General features: G+C 74.0%; 16 protein-coding genes. 11 read left to right on the top strand and 5 right to left on the bottom strand.

The window, feature by feature from the left end; all coding sequences use genetic code 11:
* Window positions 1-20: 20 nt before the first annotated feature.
* From meaB to ACIGAN_RS01665, 3 genes are read right to left on the bottom strand one after another with little or no spacing between them, the layout of a single operon-like run.
* Window positions 21-1,013: a methylmalonyl Co-A mutase-associated GTPase MeaB gene (meaB, locus tag ACIGAN_RS01675; protein ID WP_399854420.1), complete on the bottom strand. Its 993-nt coding sequence runs from the start codon at window positions 1,011-1,013 to the stop codon at window positions 21-23.
* Window positions 1,010-3,196, bottom strand: a complete 2,187-nt coding sequence (gene scpA, locus ACIGAN_RS01670; RefSeq protein ID WP_399854419.1) for a methylmalonyl-CoA mutase — start codon at window positions 3,194-3,196, stop codon at window positions 1,010-1,012. Before scpA ends, meaB begins: the two co-directional genes overlap by 4 nt.
* A complete protein-coding gene (locus tag ACIGAN_RS01665) occupies window positions 3,193-5,004 on the bottom strand; it encodes a methylmalonyl-CoA mutase family protein (protein WP_399854418.1) in 1,812 nt (603 codons plus the stop codon). Before ACIGAN_RS01665 ends, scpA begins: the two co-directional genes overlap by 4 nt.
* A 179-nt stretch (window positions 5,005-5,183) precedes the next feature.
* Here ACIGAN_RS01665 and ACIGAN_RS01660 point away from each other — a divergent pair, with 179 nt between their 5' ends.
* Entirely contained in the window at window positions 5,184-6,161 is a 978-nt protein-coding gene (locus tag ACIGAN_RS01660) for an SDR family oxidoreductase (RefSeq protein ID WP_365738317.1), read from the top strand.
* Between the two features lie 577 nt (window positions 6,162-6,738).
* On the opposite strand, the gene ACIGAN_RS01655 is transcribed toward ACIGAN_RS01660, so the two are convergent.
* Window positions 6,739-7,986 (bottom strand): cytochrome P450, encoded by a 1,248-nt coding sequence (locus ACIGAN_RS01655; RefSeq protein ID WP_399854417.1) that lies wholly within the window; start codon window positions 7,984-7,986, stop codon window positions 6,739-6,741.
* 132 nt (window positions 7,987-8,118) lie between these two features.
* Here ACIGAN_RS01655 and ACIGAN_RS01650 point away from each other — a divergent pair, with 132 nt between their 5' ends.
* The 6 genes from ACIGAN_RS01650 (at window position 8,119) to ACIGAN_RS01625 (ending at window position 12,377) form a co-directional block, all read left to right on the top strand.
* Window positions 8,119-8,577: a DUF4383 domain-containing protein gene (locus ACIGAN_RS01650; RefSeq protein WP_365088065.1), complete on the top strand. Its 459-nt coding sequence runs from the start codon at window positions 8,119-8,121 to the stop codon at window positions 8,575-8,577.
* A 6-nt stretch (window positions 8,578-8,583) separates the two neighbouring features.
* Window positions 8,584-9,057, top strand: coding sequence for a hypothetical protein (locus ACIGAN_RS01645; protein WP_365739758.1), 474 nt, complete (start codon window positions 8,584-8,586; stop codon window positions 9,055-9,057).
* The gene (locus ACIGAN_RS01640) at window positions 9,054-10,229 is read left to right on the top strand and encodes a zinc-dependent alcohol dehydrogenase (protein WP_399854416.1); all 1,176 of its coding nucleotides are present in this window, start codon (window positions 9,054-9,056) and stop codon (window positions 10,227-10,229) included. Before ACIGAN_RS01645 ends, ACIGAN_RS01640 begins: the two co-directional genes overlap by 4 nt.
* 62 nt (window positions 10,230-10,291) lie before the next feature.
* Window positions 10,292-11,272: a Rieske 2Fe-2S domain-containing protein gene (locus ACIGAN_RS01635; RefSeq protein WP_399854415.1), complete on the top strand. Its 981-nt coding sequence runs from the start codon at window positions 10,292-10,294 to the stop codon at window positions 11,270-11,272.
* Entirely contained in the window at window positions 11,250-11,798 is a 549-nt protein-coding gene (locus tag ACIGAN_RS01630) for a DUF1360 domain-containing protein (RefSeq protein WP_399854414.1), read from the top strand. The genes ACIGAN_RS01635 and ACIGAN_RS01630 overlap by 23 nt, the downstream gene beginning before the upstream one ends.
* Before the next feature lie 45 nt (window positions 11,799-11,843).
* Entirely contained in the window at window positions 11,844-12,377 is a 534-nt protein-coding gene (locus ACIGAN_RS01625; protein WP_399854413.1) for a hypothetical protein, read from the top strand.
* An 847-nt stretch (window positions 12,378-13,224) separates the two neighbouring features.
* On the opposite strand, the gene ACIGAN_RS01620 is transcribed toward ACIGAN_RS01625, so the two are convergent.
* A complete protein-coding gene (locus tag ACIGAN_RS01620) occupies window positions 13,225-13,899 on the bottom strand; it encodes a hemerythrin domain-containing protein (RefSeq protein ID WP_399854412.1) in 675 nt (224 codons plus the stop codon).
* A gap of 256 nt (window positions 13,900-14,155) precedes the next feature.
* Here ACIGAN_RS01620 and ACIGAN_RS01615 point away from each other — a divergent pair, with 256 nt between their 5' ends.
* The 4 genes from ACIGAN_RS01615 to ACIGAN_RS01600 all read left to right on the top strand — a co-directional run bounded on the left by ACIGAN_RS01615 (window position 14,156) and on the right by ACIGAN_RS01600 (window position 18,584).
* Window positions 14,156-15,355: a hypothetical protein gene (locus ACIGAN_RS01615; RefSeq protein ID WP_399854411.1), complete on the top strand. Its 1,200-nt coding sequence runs from the start codon at window positions 14,156-14,158 to the stop codon at window positions 15,353-15,355.
* 11 nt (window positions 15,356-15,366) lie between these two features.
* Window positions 15,367-15,957: a hemerythrin domain-containing protein gene (locus tag ACIGAN_RS01610; protein WP_365088057.1), complete on the top strand. Its 591-nt coding sequence runs from the start codon at window positions 15,367-15,369 to the stop codon at window positions 15,955-15,957.
* A gap of 293 nt (window positions 15,958-16,250) precedes the next feature.
* The gene (locus tag ACIGAN_RS01605) at window positions 16,251-17,390 is read left to right on the top strand and encodes a hypothetical protein (RefSeq protein ID WP_399854410.1); all 1,140 of its coding nucleotides are present in this window, start codon (window positions 16,251-16,253) and stop codon (window positions 17,388-17,390) included.
* A 78-nt stretch (window positions 17,391-17,468) separates the two neighbouring features.
* Window positions 17,469-18,584, top strand: a complete 1,116-nt coding sequence (locus tag ACIGAN_RS01600; protein ID WP_399854409.1) for a winged helix DNA-binding domain-containing protein — start codon at window positions 17,469-17,471, stop codon at window positions 18,582-18,584.
* Window positions 18,585-18,736: the final 152 nt, after the last annotated feature.

Genomic DNA, 18,736 nt, shown 5'->3' with positions numbered 1-18,736 from the left:
CCGGCCCCACCGGTCAGGGGTCAGGAAGGCGTCGCTCCGGAACCGCCGAGCGCGCCCAGGATTCGCTCGGCCGCCAGGGTCGGGGTCAGCTCGCCCTCCCGGACCTGCCGCTCCAGGACCGGCGCCAGGGACCGCACCGCGGGATCGGCCTGGAGGCGGCCGAGGAGTTCGTCGCGGACCATGCTCCAGGTCCAGTCGACCTGCTGGTCACGGCGCTTGGCGGTGAGCCGGCCCGTGAAGTCCAGCAGCGTGCGGTGCTGCTCCAGGCGCTCCCACACCGCGTCCAGACCGGTCGACTCGCGGGCGCTGCAGTGCAGCACCGGCGGCGTCCAGAACGCGTCCTTGCCGTGCATCAGCCGCAGGGCGCCCGCCAGTTCCCGCGCGGCGGCCCGGGCGTCGCGCTCGTGCGGCCCGTCCGCCTTGTTGACGGCGATCACGTCGGCCAGTTCCAGCACGCCCTTCTTGATGCCCTGGAGCTGGTCGCCGGTGCGCGCGAGGGTGAGCAGCAGGAAGGAGTCGACCATGTTGGCGACGGCCGTCTCCGACTGGCCGACACCGACCGTCTCCACCAGGATCACGTCGTAGCCGGCCGCCTCCATCACCACGATCGACTCGCGGGTGGCCTTGGCGACCCCGCCCAGCGTGCCCGCGGTGGGGGAGGGGCGCACGAACGCCGCCGGGTCCACCGCCAGGCGCTCCATGCGGGTCTTGTCGCCCAGGATGGAGCCGCCCGTGCGGCTGGAGGACGGGTCGACGGCCAGCACCGCGACCCGGTGCCCGAGCGAGGTCAGCAGCGTGCCGAAGGCGTCGATGAACGTCGACTTGCCCACGCCGGGCACCCCGCTGATCCCGATGCGCCGGGCCCGGCCGCTGTGCGGCAGCAGGGCCGTCAGCAACTCCTGGGCCAGCGCGCGGTGTTGCGGCCGGGTCGACTCGACGAGCGTGATCGCGCGGGCGACGATCGCCCGCTTCCCGTCGAGCACGCCCTTCACATACGCGTCGACATCGATCACAGGTCGTGCCCGAGGTCGTCCGACAGCCGCTTCACCAGGTCGTAGGCCGCGTCCGGGATCACCGTCCCGGGCGGGAAGACGGCCGCCGCGCCCATCTCCAGCAGCGTCGGCACGTCCTGCGGCGGGATCACGCCGCCGACCACGACCATGATGTCCTCGCGGCCCTCCTCGGCCAGCGCCTCGCGCAGCGCCGGGACGAGGGTGAGGTGACCGGCCGCCAGCGACGAGACGCCGACGATGTGCACGTCCGCCTCCACGGCCTGCCGGGCCACCTCGGCCGGCGTCTGGAACAGCGGGCCGACGTCCACGTCGAAACCGAGGTCGGCGAAGGCCGTGGCGATCACCTTCTGGCCGCGGTCGTGGCCGTCCTGGCCCATCTTGGCGACCAGGATGCGCGGGCGGCGGCCCTCGGCCTCCTCGAAGGCGGACACCAGGGCGCGGGTGCGGTCCACGCTCGGGGACTCTCCCGTCTCGTTGCGGTACACACCGGTGATCGTACGGATCTGGCTCGCGTGCCGGCCGTACACCTTCTCCAGGGCGTCCGAGATCTCCCCGACCGTGGCCTTGGCGCGGGCCGCGTGCACGGCCAGCTCCAGCAGGTTGCCCTCGCCCGCGGCGGCCCGGGTCAGCGCGTCCAGCGCGTCCCGGCAGGCCGTCTCGTCGCGCTCGGCACGCAGCCGCCGCAGCTTCTCGATCTGCTGGGCGCGTACCGAGGAGTTGTCGACCTTCAGCACGTCGATCTGCTCGTCGGTCTCCACGCGGTACTTGTTGACGCCGATCACCGGCTGGCGGCCCGAGTCGATCCGGGCCTGCGTACGGGCCGCTGCCTCCTCGATGCGCAGCTTGGGGATGCCCGCGTCGATGGCCTTGGCCATGCCGCCCGCGGCCTCGACCTCCTGGATGTGCTGCCAGGCCCGCCGCGCCAGGTCGTAGGTCAGCCTCTCCACGTACGCGCTGCCGCCCCACGGGTCGATGACCCGGGTCGTGCCGGACTCCTGCTGGAGCAGCAGCTGGGTGTTGCGGGCGATGCGCGCCGAGAAGTCGGTCGGCAGGGCCAGCGCCTCGTCCAGGGCGTTGGTGTGCAGCGACTGCGTGTGCCCCTGCGTGGCCGCCATCGCCTCGACACAGGTGCGCGTGACGTTGTTGAACACGTCCTGGGCGGTGAGCGACCAGCCCGAGGTCTGCGAATGCGTGCGCAGGGAGAGGGACTTGGCGTTCTGCGGGTCGAACTGCCGCACCAGCTTCGCCCACAGCAGGCGCGCCGCCCGCAGCTTGGCGACCTCCATGAAGAAGTTCATGCCGATCGCCCAGAAGAACGACAGCCGGGGCGCGAACGCGTCCACGTCCAGGCCGGCTTCACGGCCCGCGCGGATGTACTCCACGCCGTCGGCGAGCGTGTACGCCAGCTCCAGGTCGGCCGTCGCCCCGGCCTCCTGGATGTGGTAGCCGGAGATGGAGATGGAGTTGTAGCGCGGCATCCGCTGCGAGGTGAAGGCGAAGATGTCGGAGATGATCCGCATCGACGGCTTCGGCGGATAGATGTAGGTGTTGCGGACCATGAACTCCTTGAGGATGTCGTTCTGGATGGTCCCGGCCAGCTTCTCGGGCGGCACGCCCTGTTCCTCGGCGGCGACGATGTAGAGCGCCAGCACCGGCAGCACGGCGCCGTTCATCGTCATCGACACGGTCATCTTGTCGAGGGGGATCCCGTCGAACAGCTGCCGCATGTCGAGGATCGAGTCGATGGCCACGCCCGCCATGCCGACGTCACCGGTCACGCGCGGGTGGTCGCTGTCGTAACCGCGGTGCGTGGGCAGGTCGAATGCGACCGACAGGCCCTTCTGCCCGGCCGCGAGGTTGCGCCGGTAGAAGGCGTTGGACTCCTCGGCGGTGGAGAATCCGGCGTACTGGCGGATCGTCCAGGGCTGGTTGACGTACATCGTCGGGTACGGGCCGCGCAGGTACGGCGCCGCGCCCGGGTAGGTGTCCAGGAAGTCCAGGCCCTCCAGGTCACGGCCGGTGTAGAGCGGCTTGACCGCGATGCCCTCCGGGGTCTCCCACAGCAGGTCGTCACCGCCGGAGGCGTTCTTCAGCGCCGCGCGCCACTCGTCCGGGCCGCCGTCGGCGGCCGGGGTGCCCAGCTCGATCCCGGAGAAGTCGGGGATGCCATGGGGGGCGGTCATCGGGCAACTCCCATGCGGTCGAGGGTCGCGGACAGCACGGCCACGGCGTCACAGCCCGCGAAGACGTAATCGTCGACACCCGGGTACTCCCCGGGCCGTCCGGCGAGGAACACGCGCGAGGCGCCCGCCTCCTTGAGCTCCGCGGCCCGGGCCGCCGCCTGCTCCGCGTAGAGGGCGTCGCTGGAGCACAGCACGGCCTCGGCCGCGCCGCTGTCCGCGAACGCGCCCTCGGTGACCGGCTCGATGCCGCCCGCCTGGAACAGGTTCGAGGCGAAGGTGAGGCGGGCGGTGTGGGCGGCGGCCGGACCGAGCGCCGCCAGGTAGATCCGGGGGCGGGAGCCCGTCGCGGCCAGGTGCGCGTCCGAGCGGGCACGCAGGGCCTCGAAGGCCTCGTCGCGGCGCACCCGCGGCAGCCCGCCGGACGGCCGCTCGGGCGCGCTCTCGCGCACCACCGGCTTCTCCGCCAGGAACGGGAACTCGCTGACGCCGGTGACGGGTTCGCGCCGCTCGGCCAGCTTCAGGCTTCGCGCCCGCCACGTCTCGGCGAGGTCCCGCTCCACGTCCCCGGAGCGCAGGGCGGCCGCCATGCCGCCCAGCCGCTCGATCCGCTGGAAGAACTCCCAGCCCGCGTGGGCGAGTTCGTCCGTGAGCCGCTCCACGTACCAGGAGCCGCCCGCCGGGTCGATCACCCGGGCCAGATGGGACTCCTCGATGAGGATCGTGGAGGTGTTGCGGGCGATGCGGCGGGCGAACGCGTCCGGCAGGCCGAGGGCGTGGTCGAAGGGCAGCACGGTCACCGCGTCGGCCCCGCCCGCCCCGGCGGCGAGCGTGGCGATGGTCGTGCGCAGCATGTTCACCCACGGGTCGCGCCGCGTCATCATCACCGGCGAGGTGACCACGTGCTGCGCCTGCGCCCCGGCGCGCGGCGCGCCGCACACCTCGGCGACCCGCGCCCACAGCCGGCGCGCGGCCCGCAGCTTGGCGATGGTGAGGAACTGGTCCGCGGTCGCCGCGTACCGGAACTCCAGCTGCCCGCAGGCCTGTTCGACACTCAGCCCGGCCCCGGTCAGCTCCCGCAGGTACGCCACCGCCGTGGCCAGCGAGGCGCCCAGTTCCTGCGCGGCCGACCCGCCGGCCTCGTGGTACGGCAGCGCGTCCACGGTCAGCGCCCGCAGCCCCGGGAACCGCTCGTCGCACAGCCGCGCCAGTTCCGCCGCCGGCGCCGCGTCGTCCCGCTGCCCGGTGCGGGCCTCGTGGCCCAGCGGGTCGACGCCCAGGTTGCCGCGCGCGGCCTGCGGGGCCACGCCCCGCTCCTCGTACAGCCGCAGCAACTCCCGTGCGGCGGAACCGGCGTCGGCACCCGCGTCGAGCACGACCGGGGCGAGATCCAGGTACACGCCGTCCAGGACCCGGCCGAGCTCCGGCACCGGGATGCCGCCCTCGCCCACCGTCAGCCAGAGGGACGTGACCCCGTTCTCCAGGTCCGCGAGCACCGCGTCGTGGTCGGCCGTGGTGTGCCGCTGCCGTACGTCCCAGCCGCCGACCGTGTTCCCCTCGGGGCGGCCGCCGCGCACAAAGGGCGCGAAGCCCGGCAGGCCCGGCTCGGGTGAGGTGTCGCGCGCGGTGTAGAGAGGCCGGGTGCGCAACCCGTCCTCCAGTGCGGTGGACAGGGCTTCCTCGGCCTCGGCGCCCTCGACGTCCTTGCCCGACTTGCGCAGCACACCCGCCACTAGGCGCTGCCACTGCTCATGGGGCACGTCAGGGAACTCGCCGGCCAGCTCAAGCCCGTCGTCAGGCAGGACCGTCATGCTCGGATGCTAGGACACGAGCCCGAAGGAGCAGCAGAGGGCGCGGCTGTGACCTTTCCCTCGCCCTGACTGTGACCCCGCTTACCGGGCCGGTGCCGTCCCGGGCGGCGCGGGTACCCGGCGGGCGGCGGAGGCGGGCCCGAGGCGCCCGGCCCGCGGCAGACGCGAGGAGGTGCGGGATGCGACTGCGGGATCACGTGGTGGTGGTGACCGGGGCGTCCAGCGGGATCGGACGGGCCACAGCGGAGGCGTTCGCCCGCGAGGGCTGCGCGGTGGTGCTGGCGGCGCGGCGCGAGGAGGCGCTGCGGGCGGCGGCCGAGGAGTGCGGCAGGCACCGGAAGGCACGGACGCTGGTCGTGCCGACCGACGTCAGCGACGTCGAGGCGGTGGAGGAGCTGGCGCGGCGCGCGGTGCGGGAGTTCGGCCGGATCGACGTCTGGGTCAACAACGCGGCGGTCAACGCCTTCGGCCGCTTCGAGGACGTGCCGCTGGAGGACTTCCGCAAGGTCCTGGACGTCAACGTCATGGGGTGCGTGTACGGCGCCCGGGCCGCGCTGCCCGTGATGCGGGAGCAGGGCTCGGGCACGCTGATCAACGTCTCGTCCATCGTGGGGGCCGTCGCCCAGCCCTACAGCCACCCCTACGGCATGTCCAAGCACGCCGTCCGGGCGCTCGGCTCCGGTCTGCGGCAGCAACTGCGGGTGGAGGGCGTCAAGGGCATCGACGTGTGCACGGTGCTGCCCGCGACCATCGACACGCCCCACTTCCAGCAGGCGGCCAACCACACCGGGCACAAGGTCGTCGCCATGCCGCCCGTCTACACGCCCGAGCGCGTCGCCAAGGCGGTCGTGGCACTCGTGCGCCGGCCGCGCCGCGAGGTCGTGGTCGGCCCGGCCGGCCGCGCGCTGGTGCGCCAGGCCCGGCTGGCACCGGGCCTCGCCGAGCGGGCCATGGCCCGGCAAACCCATCGGGGCCATCTGGACCACGACCAGGACGCTCCGGCCACGCACGGCGCGCTGCACGTCCCGGCACCCGGTGAGGGCGCGGTGCACGGCGGCTGGGGCGGACGCCGGCGCACCGCGCTGCGCAGGGCCGCCCTGGCGACCGCGCTGGCGGGCGCGGCCGTGACCGCGGGACGACGCCTGTCCCGCACCTGACCGCACACGGCGGCGGCCCGCCCCTCAGGGGCAGGCCGCCGCCGCGCTGTGATCGGCCCCGAGGGGGCCACCTCCGTGCCGGATCCGGCACGGCTGTGATCGGCCCCGAGGGGGCCACCTCCGTGCCGGATCCGGCACGAAAGGGGCTCTCCGCGCCGCGTCCGGCCCGAGAGGGGCTATCTCCGCGCCGCGACCGGCTGCGTGGGGCGGGGCTACCGCCGTGTCGTGATCGGCCCCGATGGGGGCCAGCGCCGTGATGCGATCCGTCCCGAGCGGGCGGGCGCCGCTGTTCCCTGTCCGGCCCGAGGGGGGCATCTCTGGGTCGTGACCGGCTCGGCGGGGCTGGTTACCGCCGTGTCGCGATCGGCCCCGCCGGGCGGGCCGCCGCCGGGCCGTGATCGGCTCCGAGGGGCAGGCGCCTCGGAGCCGCGATCGGCCATCAGGGGCGGGCCGCCGCTGTTCCGCGATCGGCCTTCAGGGAGTGGCCGCCGCCGTGCCGCGTCCGGCCCGAGGGGGGAGCATCACCGTGCCGCGTCCGGCCCGACAGGGGCCGTCTCCGTGCTGTATCGGCGGTGGGTTACGCCACGGGCACCGGCGCCCGGACCGAGTCGATGGCGAATCCGCTGCGCACCCGTGCCGGCACCCGGTTCAGCGGGATCCGCAGATCCTGCTCGGGCACCTCGTACTCCAGCCGGGCCAGCCGGGGCGCGAGCGCCGCCAGCAGGGCGACCGTGATGTCCTCGCCGGGGCACCGGTGGCCGGTGGCCCGGTCGCCGCCGCCCTGCGGGATCAGCTCGTCCCGGGCGGGCGGATGCCCGAGGAACCGCTCCGGCCGGAAGGCGTACGGCTCGTCCCAGATGCCCGGGTCGTGGTTCTGCCCGTACAGGTCGAGCAGGACCATCGCGCCGGCCGGGATCGGCTCGCCGTGCCAGTCCAGATCGGTGACGGCCCGGCCGCCGACGAACGGGGCGAACGGATAGAAGCGCCGCAGCTCGTGCGCGAACGCCACGGCGTAGGCCCCGTCGTCCGCGCGCAGCCGCTCCCGGACGTCCGGGCGGCGCAGCGCGTGCCCGGCGTAGGAGACGAACCAGCACACGGCGACCGTCGGCCGGATCACGTTGAGCAGCTCGACCGCCGCGGTGCGCGGATCGAGGAGCCGGCCGTCGGCGTCCCGGTGCCGCACCACCGCCTCCAGCACCGACCCGTCCGGAGCGCTCGCGTTCCCCGCCCGCACGTCCTCGACCAGCCCCGCCAGCCACGCCTCGCTGCGGGCCCGGGCGCGGCGGGCCCGCCAGTGGCGCGGCCCCGCCGTGGCGAAACCGTCGACCATGGCGACCAGGTCCCGCGCCAGTGCCCCGGCGTCGTCCAGCGGGACCCCGGCCCACCGGCACACGCCCCGGGTGAGCACCCGGCTCGCCTCGTCGAACAGCACGACCCGGCGCCCGGGCCAGGTGCGCACCGTCTCCTCCCACACCGCCGCCACCTCGTCCACGACCCCGGCGACCGCCTTCGGCCCCGTCAGCAGCGACAGGAACATCTCCTTGCGGCCGCGGTGGGACAGCCCGTCCAGCGTGTGCACCGCCCCGTGCCCGAACAGGGTGCTCAGCACCGGGCCGGGCAGCGCGGATGCGCGCTCCACGTGCTGCTCGTCGTAGAAGAACCGCACCGCGTCGGTGCCGTACAGGGCGACGGCGTGCCGGCCCATGAGACGGGTGCGCACCAAGGGCCCGCCGGTGCGGCGCCTGCGGTCGGGCAGCCAGGTGTAGCCCTTGGCCAGCAGGGCGAGCGAGCTGTCCGCGAGTGGTGCACGACGACTGTCATCCATGGCGCGGTGAGTGCCCGCCGGCCCCGCCCGGAAACGCGGCCCGGCACCAAGCGATTGCTCCCCCGAGCGGGGGTACTCGCCGCGCATCGGGCGCTCATCCTGACGCGCCCCCCGCGCCGGAAGGCCACCGTCATGAACACACGCACTTCGCCGACGAGAACGGCCCGCACCCCCGTGCAGCAGGCGGCGCTGCTGGTCGGAGCGGTGTTCCTGCTGGTCGGGATCCTGGGCTTCATCCCGGGGATCACCACGGACTACGACACCATGAAGTTCGCCTCGCACGACTCCGGGGCCGAGCTCCTCGGGATCTTCCAGATCTCGATCCTGCACAACCTCGTCCACCTCGCGTTCGGCGTCGCGGGCCTGGCCCTGTCCCGCACCGCCTCCGGAGCCCGCACCTACCTCCTGGCGGGCGGCGCCATCTACCTGGTCCTGTGGCTGTACGGCCTGATCATCGGCCACGACAGCGACGCCAACTTCGTCCCGCTCAACACGGCCGACGACTGGCTGCACTTCGTCCTCGGCATCGGCATGATCGCGCTGGGCGCCCTGCTCACCCGCCGTACGGCCGCCACCTCCCGGAGGATGTGACCGCCCATGGCGCACACCAAGACCCTGTGGACGGCCGCCGCCGGACTCACCGCCGGCGCGGTCATCGCCTGGCAGCGCAAGGCGGCGGGCCCCTCCGGCCCCGCCGCCGCGGACGACCGCTGGCTCGCCGTGACGATCAACGTCGACCCGGGCGAGCTCCAGCCGGACAAGCTGCCCGCGCCCCTGCGGGAGTACGGCGACCGCATCGAGACGCGCATCGGCCCCGCCCCCGGTGACCGCGGCACCGAACTCGCCGTACGGCTGCGGGAACCGCAGCCCGAGGGCGCGCACTCGCTGCCCGCCCGGCTCGCCGGCGAGGACCCGCGCCAGGACCTGCGCCGGGCGCTGCGCGACGCCAAGTCACTGCTGGAGGCCGGGGAGGTCCTCGAACCCGACGCGCCGCCCACCACCCACGACACCCCGGGCGGAAAGCTCGTCGGACTGCTCGGCCGCCGCGCCGGTGGGGAGGGAGTGCTGTGAAGGCCCTGTGCTGGGAAGGCGTCAACAAGCTCTCCGTGGAGCAGGTGCCCGATCCCGAGCTGCGCAACGACCAGGACGTGATCGTCCGGCTCGTCGCCGGCACCACCTGCGGCTCCGACCTGCACCTCATCGGCGGCTACATCCCCTTCATGCGGTCCGGGGACGTCATCGGCCACGAGTTCGTCGGCGAGGTCGTCGAGACCGGCTCCGCCGTGCGCAAGCACAAGGTCGGCGACCGGGTCGTGGTCTGCTCCTTCGTCGGCTGCGGCCGCTGCTGGTACTGCACCCACGACCTGTGGTCCCTGTGTGACAACACCAACACCAACCCGGGCATCGGCCAGGCCCTGTTCGGCGCCGACACCGGGGGCATCTTCGGCTACTCCCACGCCATGGGCGGGCTGCGCGGCAGCCACGCCGAGTACGTGCGGGTGCCCTTCGCCGACCACGGGGCCTTCCCCGTCCCGGAGGGCGTCGACGACACCAGCGCCCTGTTCGTCTCCGACTCGGTGCCGACCGGCTGGATGGGCGCCGACCTGGGCGGCGTCAAGCCCGGCGACGTGGTCGCCGTCTGGGGCTGCGGGGCCGTCGGCCAGATGGCGGCCCGCGCCGCGATCCTGCTCGGCGCGGAGCGCGTGATCTCCATCGACCGCATCCCCGAACGGCTGGCGATGACCGAACGCCACATCGGCAGCGAGGTCATCGACTACACCGCCACCGACGTCGGCGCCGAACTGCGCGAACGCACCGGCGGCCGCGGCCCCGACGTGTGCATCGAGGCGGTCGGCATGGAGGCTCACAGCGACAGCCCGGTCCACCTCTACGACCAGGTCAAACAGCAACTGCGCCTGCAGACCGACCGCCCCACCGCCGTACGGCAGGCCATCCACGCCTGCCGCAAGGGCGGCACCGTCTTCGTCCTCGGCGTCTTCGCCGGCGCCGTCGACAAGTTCCCGCTCGGCGCCGTGATCAACAAGGGTCTGACGATCCGGGGCGCCCAGCAGCACGGCCAGCGCTACATCCCCATGCTGCTGGACCGGCTGGCGGCCGGGGAGCTGAGCACCTCCCACCTCGCGACCCACAGCGTGCCCCTGGACGAGGCGCCGCGGGCCTACGAGATGTTCAAGGACAAGAGCGACGGCTGCGTCCGCGCGGTCATCCGGCCGGGCGGCTGACGATGTCCCACCACCGCACACTGTTCCGTTTGCCGCCCATACCGGTGGAAACCCGGCGGGGCATGAGTGCAACGCGACGCCGCCTGCTGCGGCAGAACCGGGTCCTGTGGCTGCTGGACCGCCTGGAGCGCGAGCCCCGGGCCGACGCGGTGATCGACACGCTCCGCAAGGGCGTGCGGTCGCTGCCGCTGGGCCGCGGCCGGGACCTGCTGCACGGCCGCCCGCTCGGACACCCGGTGCACCCGCTGATGGTGCAGGTGCCGATCGGCAGCTGGCTGTCGGCGGCCGTGCTCGACCTGCGGCCCGGCCGCTCCCGCGAGTCCCGGCTGCTCATCGGCGTCGGCCTGGCCGCCGCCGCTCCCGCGGCCCTCGCCGGCTGGACCGACTGGGCGGAACTCCACCGCCAGCAGCAGCGCGTCGGCCTGGTGCACGCCCTGTCCAACACAGCCGCCGTCGGCCTCTACGCCGCCTCGCTCGCCTGCCGGGTCACGGGACGCGAGGCGGTGGGCCGCACCTACGGCTTCCTCGGCATGACGGCCGTCGGGATCGGCGGCCTGCTGGGCGGCCACCTCGCCTACCGGCAGGCCTCCGGCGCCAACCACGCCGAGGAGGTCCCGCACGTCGTCTCCGAGGGCTGGCACCCGGTGGGAACCGTGGACGAGTTCCCCGCCGGCCGCCCGGTGCGCCGGGTCGTCGACGACGTGCCGGTCCTGGTGGTCCGCGAGACCGGCGGGCAGGTCCACGCCCTCGCCGAGCGGTGCAGCCACCTGGCGGGACCGCTCGCGGAGGGCACCGTGGAGGACGGCTGCGTCCGGTGCCCGTGGCACGGCAGCGTCTTCCGGCTCTCCGACGGCTGGAACGTCCGCGGCCCGGCCACCGCGCCCCAGCCCTCCTTCGAGACCCGGATCACCGAGGGGGGCCGCGTCGAGGTGCGGCTGCGCCACCAGGACGGGGGAAAGCGTGCCGAACAGCGCCGGGAACCGGCCGTACAGGGGAGTGGAAAGCGAACGGATGCCGCACATGGACACGACGCCCGTGACTGACAGCCGCCCGGTACGAGGCCTGCGCGGCCTGCTGCGGCGCGCGGAACGGGACTACTCGGCGGGACACGACCGGCCGCTCGGCGGCTACGTCGCCGCCATGACCGGCTTCGCCGCCTTCACGACGGCCTGGGCCACGGCGGTCCGGCTGCGCGGCCGCCCCGTGCCCGACCGCCCCGAGCCGTGGGACGTCGTCCTGACCTCCGTGGCCACCTTCCGGCTCAGCCGGCTGCTCACCAAGGCCCCGGTGACCAGCCCGCTGCGCGCCCCCTTCACCCGGTACGCCGGACCGCAGGGCCCGGCCGAGCTGCACGAGGAGGCCCGGTCCGAATCGAGCAGGCACACCGTCGGCGAGCTGGCCACCTGCCCGTTCTGCATGAGCGTCTGGGTGGCGTCGGCCCTGACCGCCGGCCAGCTGCTGTGGCCCCGCGCCACCCGCACCGCCATGGGCACGCTCACCGCCCTGGCCGGGGCGGACACGCTGCAACTGGCGTACAGCGCCCTCATGGAGAAGACCACCGGCGACTGAGCGGCGGCGCGTGACCCGGTCCCGGAACCGGGTACTCGCCGGGACATGCTCAAGCGCGCACTGTGGCAAGGACTGCTCGCCGGTACGGCCGGGGGTGCGGTGATGACCCTCGGCGAGAAACTGGAGCAGGCCGTCACCGGCCGGCCCGACTCCCATGTGCCGGCCCGCGTCCTGCAGCGGCTGACCGGCCTGCCGGAGCGGACCGGCACCCAGCCGCTGACGGTCAACTGGGCCATGCACTTCGGCCAGGCCGCCCTGCTGGGCGTACTGCGGTCGGTCATGGCCCAGGCGGGGCTGCGCGGGCCGGTCGCCTCCGCCAAGTTCACCGTCGTCCGCCTCACCAACGACCAGATCCTGGAGAACGCGACCGGCGTCGGCGCCCCGCCCGAGACCTGGCCGCGCCGGGAACTCGTGGTGGACGTGGTGCACAAGGCCGTCTACGCCTTCGTCACGGGCGCCGTCGCCGACGCCCTGGCCGCGCGCGGCGGCCCCGGCCCCGGACAACGACACGCCGCCCGACGCCCGGGCCGCCACGAGAACATCGGCCCCCTGCCCCGCGAAACCGCCCGCGACCGCTGACCACGGGCTCACGGCGGGGCCGCACGGGCGTGGCCGCCGACTCGTGGGCCCTTCAAGCGCGGTGGTCCCGGCGGCTCACGGCGGGGCCGGTAACGGGCGCTGGCCTCATCGCAGGGCTGCCCACAGACCGTGGGCCAGCTGGCCCACGGCGGGCTGCCCCGGGCGCGGCCGCCGGCTCAGGGGCGGCAGCCTGTCGGCCGACCGTGTGGCGGCGGTGGCCGTGCGCTCAACGCCGGACGCCGAAAGCGAGGCCCCCGACGACTCAAGGCGGGGCTGACCGGGCGCTGACCCCACCGCACGGCTGGCCGCTGGCGGTGGGCCCGCTGGCTCTCGGCGGGGCTGGTAGCGGGCGCTGATCCACCGCAGGGCTGCCCACAGACCGTGGGCCAGCCCACGGCGGGCTGCCCCGGGCGTGGCCGCCGGCTCCGCGGCTCCGCGGGGCCGCTCAGGGGCGGCAGCCTGAAGGCGGGCCCGCCGACTCAAGGCGGGCTCGACAGCGGGCGCTGATCCACCGCAGGGCTGGCTTACGGACGGTGGGCGCGTCGGCTCACGGCGGGGCTGCCTCCGGGCGGGGCAAGCGGCTCGGTGGGGCCGCTCAGGGGGCGGCAGCCGCACGCTCAACGCGGGGACGCCCACGGCGGTGACCCGCGCGCTCACCCCGGGCAGCTCACGGCGGTGGGCTCGCCGACTCACCCCGGGGCCGCCCACGGGCGTGGTCGCCGGCCCGTGGGGCGTCTCACAGGTGTGGGCCCGCCGGCTCCGTGGGCCTTCCAGGGTGGTGCCGCCGCCGGCACCACCCTGGTGCCGGCGGCCCCGCCGGGTCACCCGGGGGCGGTGGCGTGACGACTCATCGCCGTTTGCGCACGAGTACGGCGACCGCGCCGGAGACCAGCAGGCCGATCAGGCCGGACAGGATTCTGCGGCCCCACGGGCCGGACACGCCGAGTCCCAGTCCGTCGCGGAGCCGGTCGTAGAGGCTGAGCGGCACGCCCAGGACCGCGTTGCCCGGCGGACGCCGCGGCACGACCGGATGCGGATGGGTCGGCGCGCTCCTGCGCACGGCCTCCCACGCCGCACCGAGCCGCCGCAGCCGGGCGGTGTCCAGCGCCTCCTGCAGCCGCGGCAGCACGAGGTCCTCCTCGTCCCGGATGTCCTGCCGGATCAGGGCGAAGACCCGCTCCACCTTCTCCTCGCGCTCCGCCGTGCCGGGCTCCAGGCGCTCGATCGCGGCGACGAGGTCGTTGATCTCCTGGTGTTCCTCCTCGACCCGGGAGGTCAGCTCCTCCCCGTCCGTGACCGCCCGCCGCACGGCCGGCCAGAGCACCGTCTCCTCGGCGAAGGCGTGGCTGAACACCAGCTGGACGATCTCCTTCAGCACCCGCTCCCGCTCCGCACCGTCCCCCAGCGCCCGGTACCGGTCCATCAGCCGGTCCATCTCCGCGTGATCGCGGCGCTGACGGGCCAGGACGCTGCCCGGGCCTCCCAGCTGTCCGACGCTCTGTGTCTCGATGGTCGTGGCCATGCCCCGCTCCTTCCCGCGCCGCCGGCATCACGCCGGCGTCCGCCGCGGTACCCACTGGCGCCGCAGCGCGCGGGTACCCCTTTCCGGCCGGTGTCCTCCCGTCACCCGGCCGGCGGAACCCGCACGTCGACGGGGCGTGAGCGGTGGCCGGACCCCGGCCCGGTCGGAAGACTGCGAGGGACGACCCCGTGCTCGCCGGCCCCGGCGGGGCTCTCCGCCGGCGCGCGAGTGCTTCCCCCCACCCAGGAGACCGTCCGTGACCTTCAACCCACTGGAGCAGCGGGGCATCCCGCTGGACCGCCAGTTGCGCAGCTGGCGCGAGCTGAACGTGCAGCCCATCGACCCCGACCGCTGCGACCCGTACACCCGCTGCCGGATCATCACGATGAACGGCATCGAGGTGGAGGCGATCCTCTTCAGCCACCAGCTCGCCCGCAACACCGTCGACCCGGAGGTCAAGCGGCAGCTCGCGCAGACCCGGTACATCGAGGCGCAGCAGCAGAAGGCCGTCAACTGGCTGCTGCCCGGCGTCTCCTCCGTGCTGGAGACGACCATCGCCTACGAGCAGGTGGCCGTGGACCTGACCGCCTGGGTGGCCCGCATGGAGCCCGACCCCTACCTCAAGCAGGCGTACCAGTTCGGCGTGCTGGAGGACTTCGACCACCTGTACCGGTACGCCAACCTCTACGAGATGATCGAGCACCGCAAGGCGGAGTCGATCGTCGACGGGCTGACCGAGGTGATGCCGGGCCGCCCGACGAAGTACCACCACCGCCACCCGGCCGACAACGTCCGCGACCCGTACGACAAGGACCGGACGGACCCGCTGTCGAAGCTGCACGCCCTGACGATCATGTCGGCGGAGCAGCAGACCATGAACTTCTACATGAACACCGGCCCCACCTACATGGAGCCGATCGCCCGCCAGCTCTACCAGGAGATCGGGCTGATCGAGGAGGAGCACGTCACCCACTACGAGTCCCTGGTCGACCCGGGCGAGACGTGGTGGGAGCAACTCGTCAACCACGAGTACAACGAGTGTTACCTGTACTACTCGTTCATGGAGCAGGAGAGCGATCCCAAGGTCAAGGCGATCTGGGAGCTGCACCTGAACATGGAACTGGAGCACCTGCACACCGCCTGCGAGCTGATGCGCCGGCACGACGGCCGGGAGCCGCAGGAGGTCCTGGCGCCGGAGCTGCCGAACGTGCTCACCTTCGAGCCGAACAAGCAGTACCTGCGCGAGCTGCTGGAGACCCAGATGGACCTCACCACCCTGGGCGCCGGCTATGTACGCGAGGCCCATGAGCGGTTCGAGAAGCTGCAGGAGCAGATCCACGGCGGTGAGGAGCCGCCGAGCGAGCGTGTCATGGCCGAGCACGACGCGATGTTCGGCCGCGAGTACCGGGTGCAGTCCGAGGGCGAGCACCCCGACCCCGCGATGCGCGAGAAGTGAGGCGGCCGGTCATGACCGAACTGCACACCCCCCAGGCGGGCGACGACCGGGCGCGGGACACCGACGTGGTCGCGCTGCTGATGCGCCAGCACGGCGACATCCGCAACCTCTTCGACGAGGTGGAGGCGTGCGAGGGCGAGGAGCGGCGGGACGCCTTCCGGCGTCTGGTGCGGCTGCTGGCCGTGCACGAGACCGCCGAGGAGGAGGTCGTCCACCCCTTCGCCCGCCGGTCGCTGCCGGGCGGCGAACAGGTCGTCGAGGACCGGCTCGCCGAGGAACGCGCGGCCAAGGAGACCCTCGCCGCCCTGGACGACATGGACACCGACGACCCGGAGTTCCTGCCCCGGCTGCGGGAGCTGCGCACGGACGTGCAGGAGCACGCCCGGGCGGAGGAGCGCTACGAGTTCACCCACATCCGCCGCAGCACCGACACCTCGGGCCTCGCCTCCATGGCCAAGGCCGTGAAGGCCGCCGAGGCGATGGCCCCCACCCGCCCGCATCCCGGCGTCGAGTCCGGCGCGGCCAACGTGGCCCTCGGACCGGTGGCGGCGCTGATGGACCGCACGAAGGACGCGGTCCGCAAGGCCATGGGCAAGGACTGACCCGCTCCGCCCGGCGCGGGACGCGCACGACCGGATCGACCCGCGCCGGGCAGCGGTCCCGACCGAGGGCTCCGACCTGCGGTTGCCCGCACCGGGAGGCACCACCCTAGGACTTCCGCAGCCCCGTGCATTTCTGAGCGAAGTCGTCGATCAGCGACCGTTGTTGCTCGTACAGCGCCATGAACGCACCACGCCTGCCCGCGTCTTCTAAGCTGCGGGTTCACGCGGCGCATATCCGCATGCATGGCTGAGGTGGGTTCTCCTCGGCGTGGAGCGAAAGGGTGGCTGTGGACATGGCCGAACAGCCGGTGTTCGTGCTCGGCGGGGACCTGCAGGCGCTGGAGCCCGCCGGATTCGAGTCCGAGGCCGATTTCCAGGAGCTGCTGGCGCGCCACCCCCGGGTGCTGGAGTTCGGGTCGCTGGTGGACGGCCGGCCGCTGCGGCTGGTGCTGGTCGCCCGTGAGATGCAGGTCCCGACGAGCCCCGAGAGCGGGGCGGCGTACTGGCTGGATCATCTCTTCGTGGACGCCGACGGCGTGCCGACCCTGGTGGAGGTCAAACGCGCCACGGACACCAGGATCCGCCGCGAGGTCGTCGGGCAGATGCTGGACTACGCGGCCAACGCCGCCCGTTACTGGCCCGCGGCGCTCCTGCAGCGCTCCTTCGAGGAGACCTGCCTCCAGGACGGACGGTCGCCGGAGGAGGCCTACGCGGACCTCCTCGGCGGCGACCGTGCCGCCGAGGACTTCTGGTCGGCGGTGGAGGAGCGGCTGGCGGCCGGGCAGATGCGGCTGCTCTTCGTCGCCGACCGCATCCCGCTGGAGCTGCGGGCGATCGTCGAGTTCCTCAACCGGCAGCTGCGCCAGACCGAGGTGTACGCGGTCGAGCTGGCGCAGTACCGCAACGGGGGAGACCTCCGGGTCATCGTGCCGCGCGTCCACGGGGAGGTGGCCACGGCGGCGAAGTCCCCCTCCGGGCGTCGCTCCGTGCGGCGGACCACGCGGGAGGACATGGAGGCGGTCATCCGGACCCGCCCCGATCCCGAGGTGCGGCGCGCCGCGACCGCACTGCTCGACCACGCGGCGGCCCACGGGCGGCCGGAGGGCGGCACCGCCCGGTACCGGAGCATGTCCGGCTACTACACGGTTTCCGGACGGCGCGTCCCGGTCTGGAGCCTGTCCCTGCAGGACGGTCCGCCGAGGGACGACCTCTCCTTCGCCTTCGGCTCGATCGCGTACCACCTGGGCCGGGACAGGGCGGCCGCCTTCGCGGACCTGCTGCCGCCGGTGCCCGAACTGGCGGCGCGGCTGGAGTCGTTGCCGGCGAAGGACTACAACGCCTGGCCGTCCGTCTCGCTGGCCGCCCTCGCGGCGGTACCCGGCGCGGTGGAAGGCGTCCTGTCCGCGATCCAGCGCCTCGCCGACGGCCCCTGACCCTGCCTCCGGCCGTGCCGGCGCCGGCCGTCCGAGTCGCGGACAGAACCTGTCCGCGACCCCCGATACCGTCCCCCCATGACGAACACCAAGCGGAGCGTCGCCGGTGCGGTACCCCACCTCGGGGTCAGGGCACTCAACCGCGCCACCCTGGAACGGCAGTTGCTGCTGCGGCCCGCCCGGATGTCCGCCGCCGGCGCCGTCGAGCACCTGGTCGGGCTGCAGGCGCAGAACGTCAAGCCCCCGTACTACGCGCTCGCCGCCCGGCTCGACGGGTTCGCGCCGCAGGAGCTGTCGCGGCTGATGGCCGACCGTGAGGTCGTACGGATCGTCACGATGCGCTCCACCCTCCACACCCACACCGCGGACGACTGCCTCGCCCTGCGGCCGCTGGCCCAGCCCGCGCTGGACCGGGAGGTGGCGCACTTCCGCAAGGGTCTCGTCGGTGTGGACCTGGACCGGCTCGGCCGGCTGGCCCGTGACCTCGTCGAGGCCGAGCCGCGCACCATGAAGCAGGTGCGCGAGGCCCTGAGCCGGGAGTGGCCCGACGCCGACCCGCAGGCCCTGGCCGTCGCCGCCCGCTGCCGTCTGCCGCTCGTGCAGGTCACCCCGCGCGGCCTGTGGGGCAGGAGCGGGCAGGTCCGTCTCACCACCGCCGAGCGGTGGCTCGGCCGCGCCGCCGGGGAGCCCGCCACGCCCGACGCGGTCGTCCTGCGCTACCTCGCCGCCTTCGGCCCGGCCTCCGTGCGGGACATGCAGACCTGGGCCGGACTGACCCGCCTGGGCGAGGCCTTCGAGCGCCTCCGCCCGCGGCTGGTGACCTTCCGCGACGACCGGGGCGCCGAACTCTTCGACCTGCCGGACGCCCCGCGCCCCGACCCGGACACCCCGGCCCCGCCGCGTTTCCTGCCCGAGTTCGACAACCTGCTGCTCTCCCACGCCGACCGCACCCGGGTCGTCCCGGCCGAGCACCGCGGCCGCAGTTGGCAGGGCAACATCGCCTACCGCACCCTTCTCGTCGACGGCTTCCTCGCGGGTCTGTGGCGGCTGGAGGAGGACGCCCTCGTGATCGAGCCCTTCGAGCGGCTCGGCACGGCCCGGCGCGCGGAGGTCACCGCCGAGGGGGAGCGGATGCTGAGGATCATGCACCCGGGCACGTCGTACGACATCCGCTTCGGCACCGTACGCGGGTGACCCGTGGAGAGGGGGGGGGGGGGGGGGGGGGGGGGGGGCCCCCCCCCCCCCCCGGGGGGGCCCCCCGGGGGGGGGGGGGGGGGGGGCCGCCCCCGGGCGGGGGGGGGGGGGGGCCCTTTCCGGAGTAGGGTTGCCCGGGGGGTTAAACCCCC

Origin of the sequence: Streptomyces sp. NPDC085931, assembly GCF_044540565.1 — a bacterium.
GTDB lineage: Bacteria > Actinomycetota > Actinomycetes > Streptomycetales > Streptomycetaceae > Streptomyces.
The sequence above is the reverse complement of the archived record's forward strand: the minus strand, read 5'-3'. Positions and strand labels throughout refer to the sequence as shown.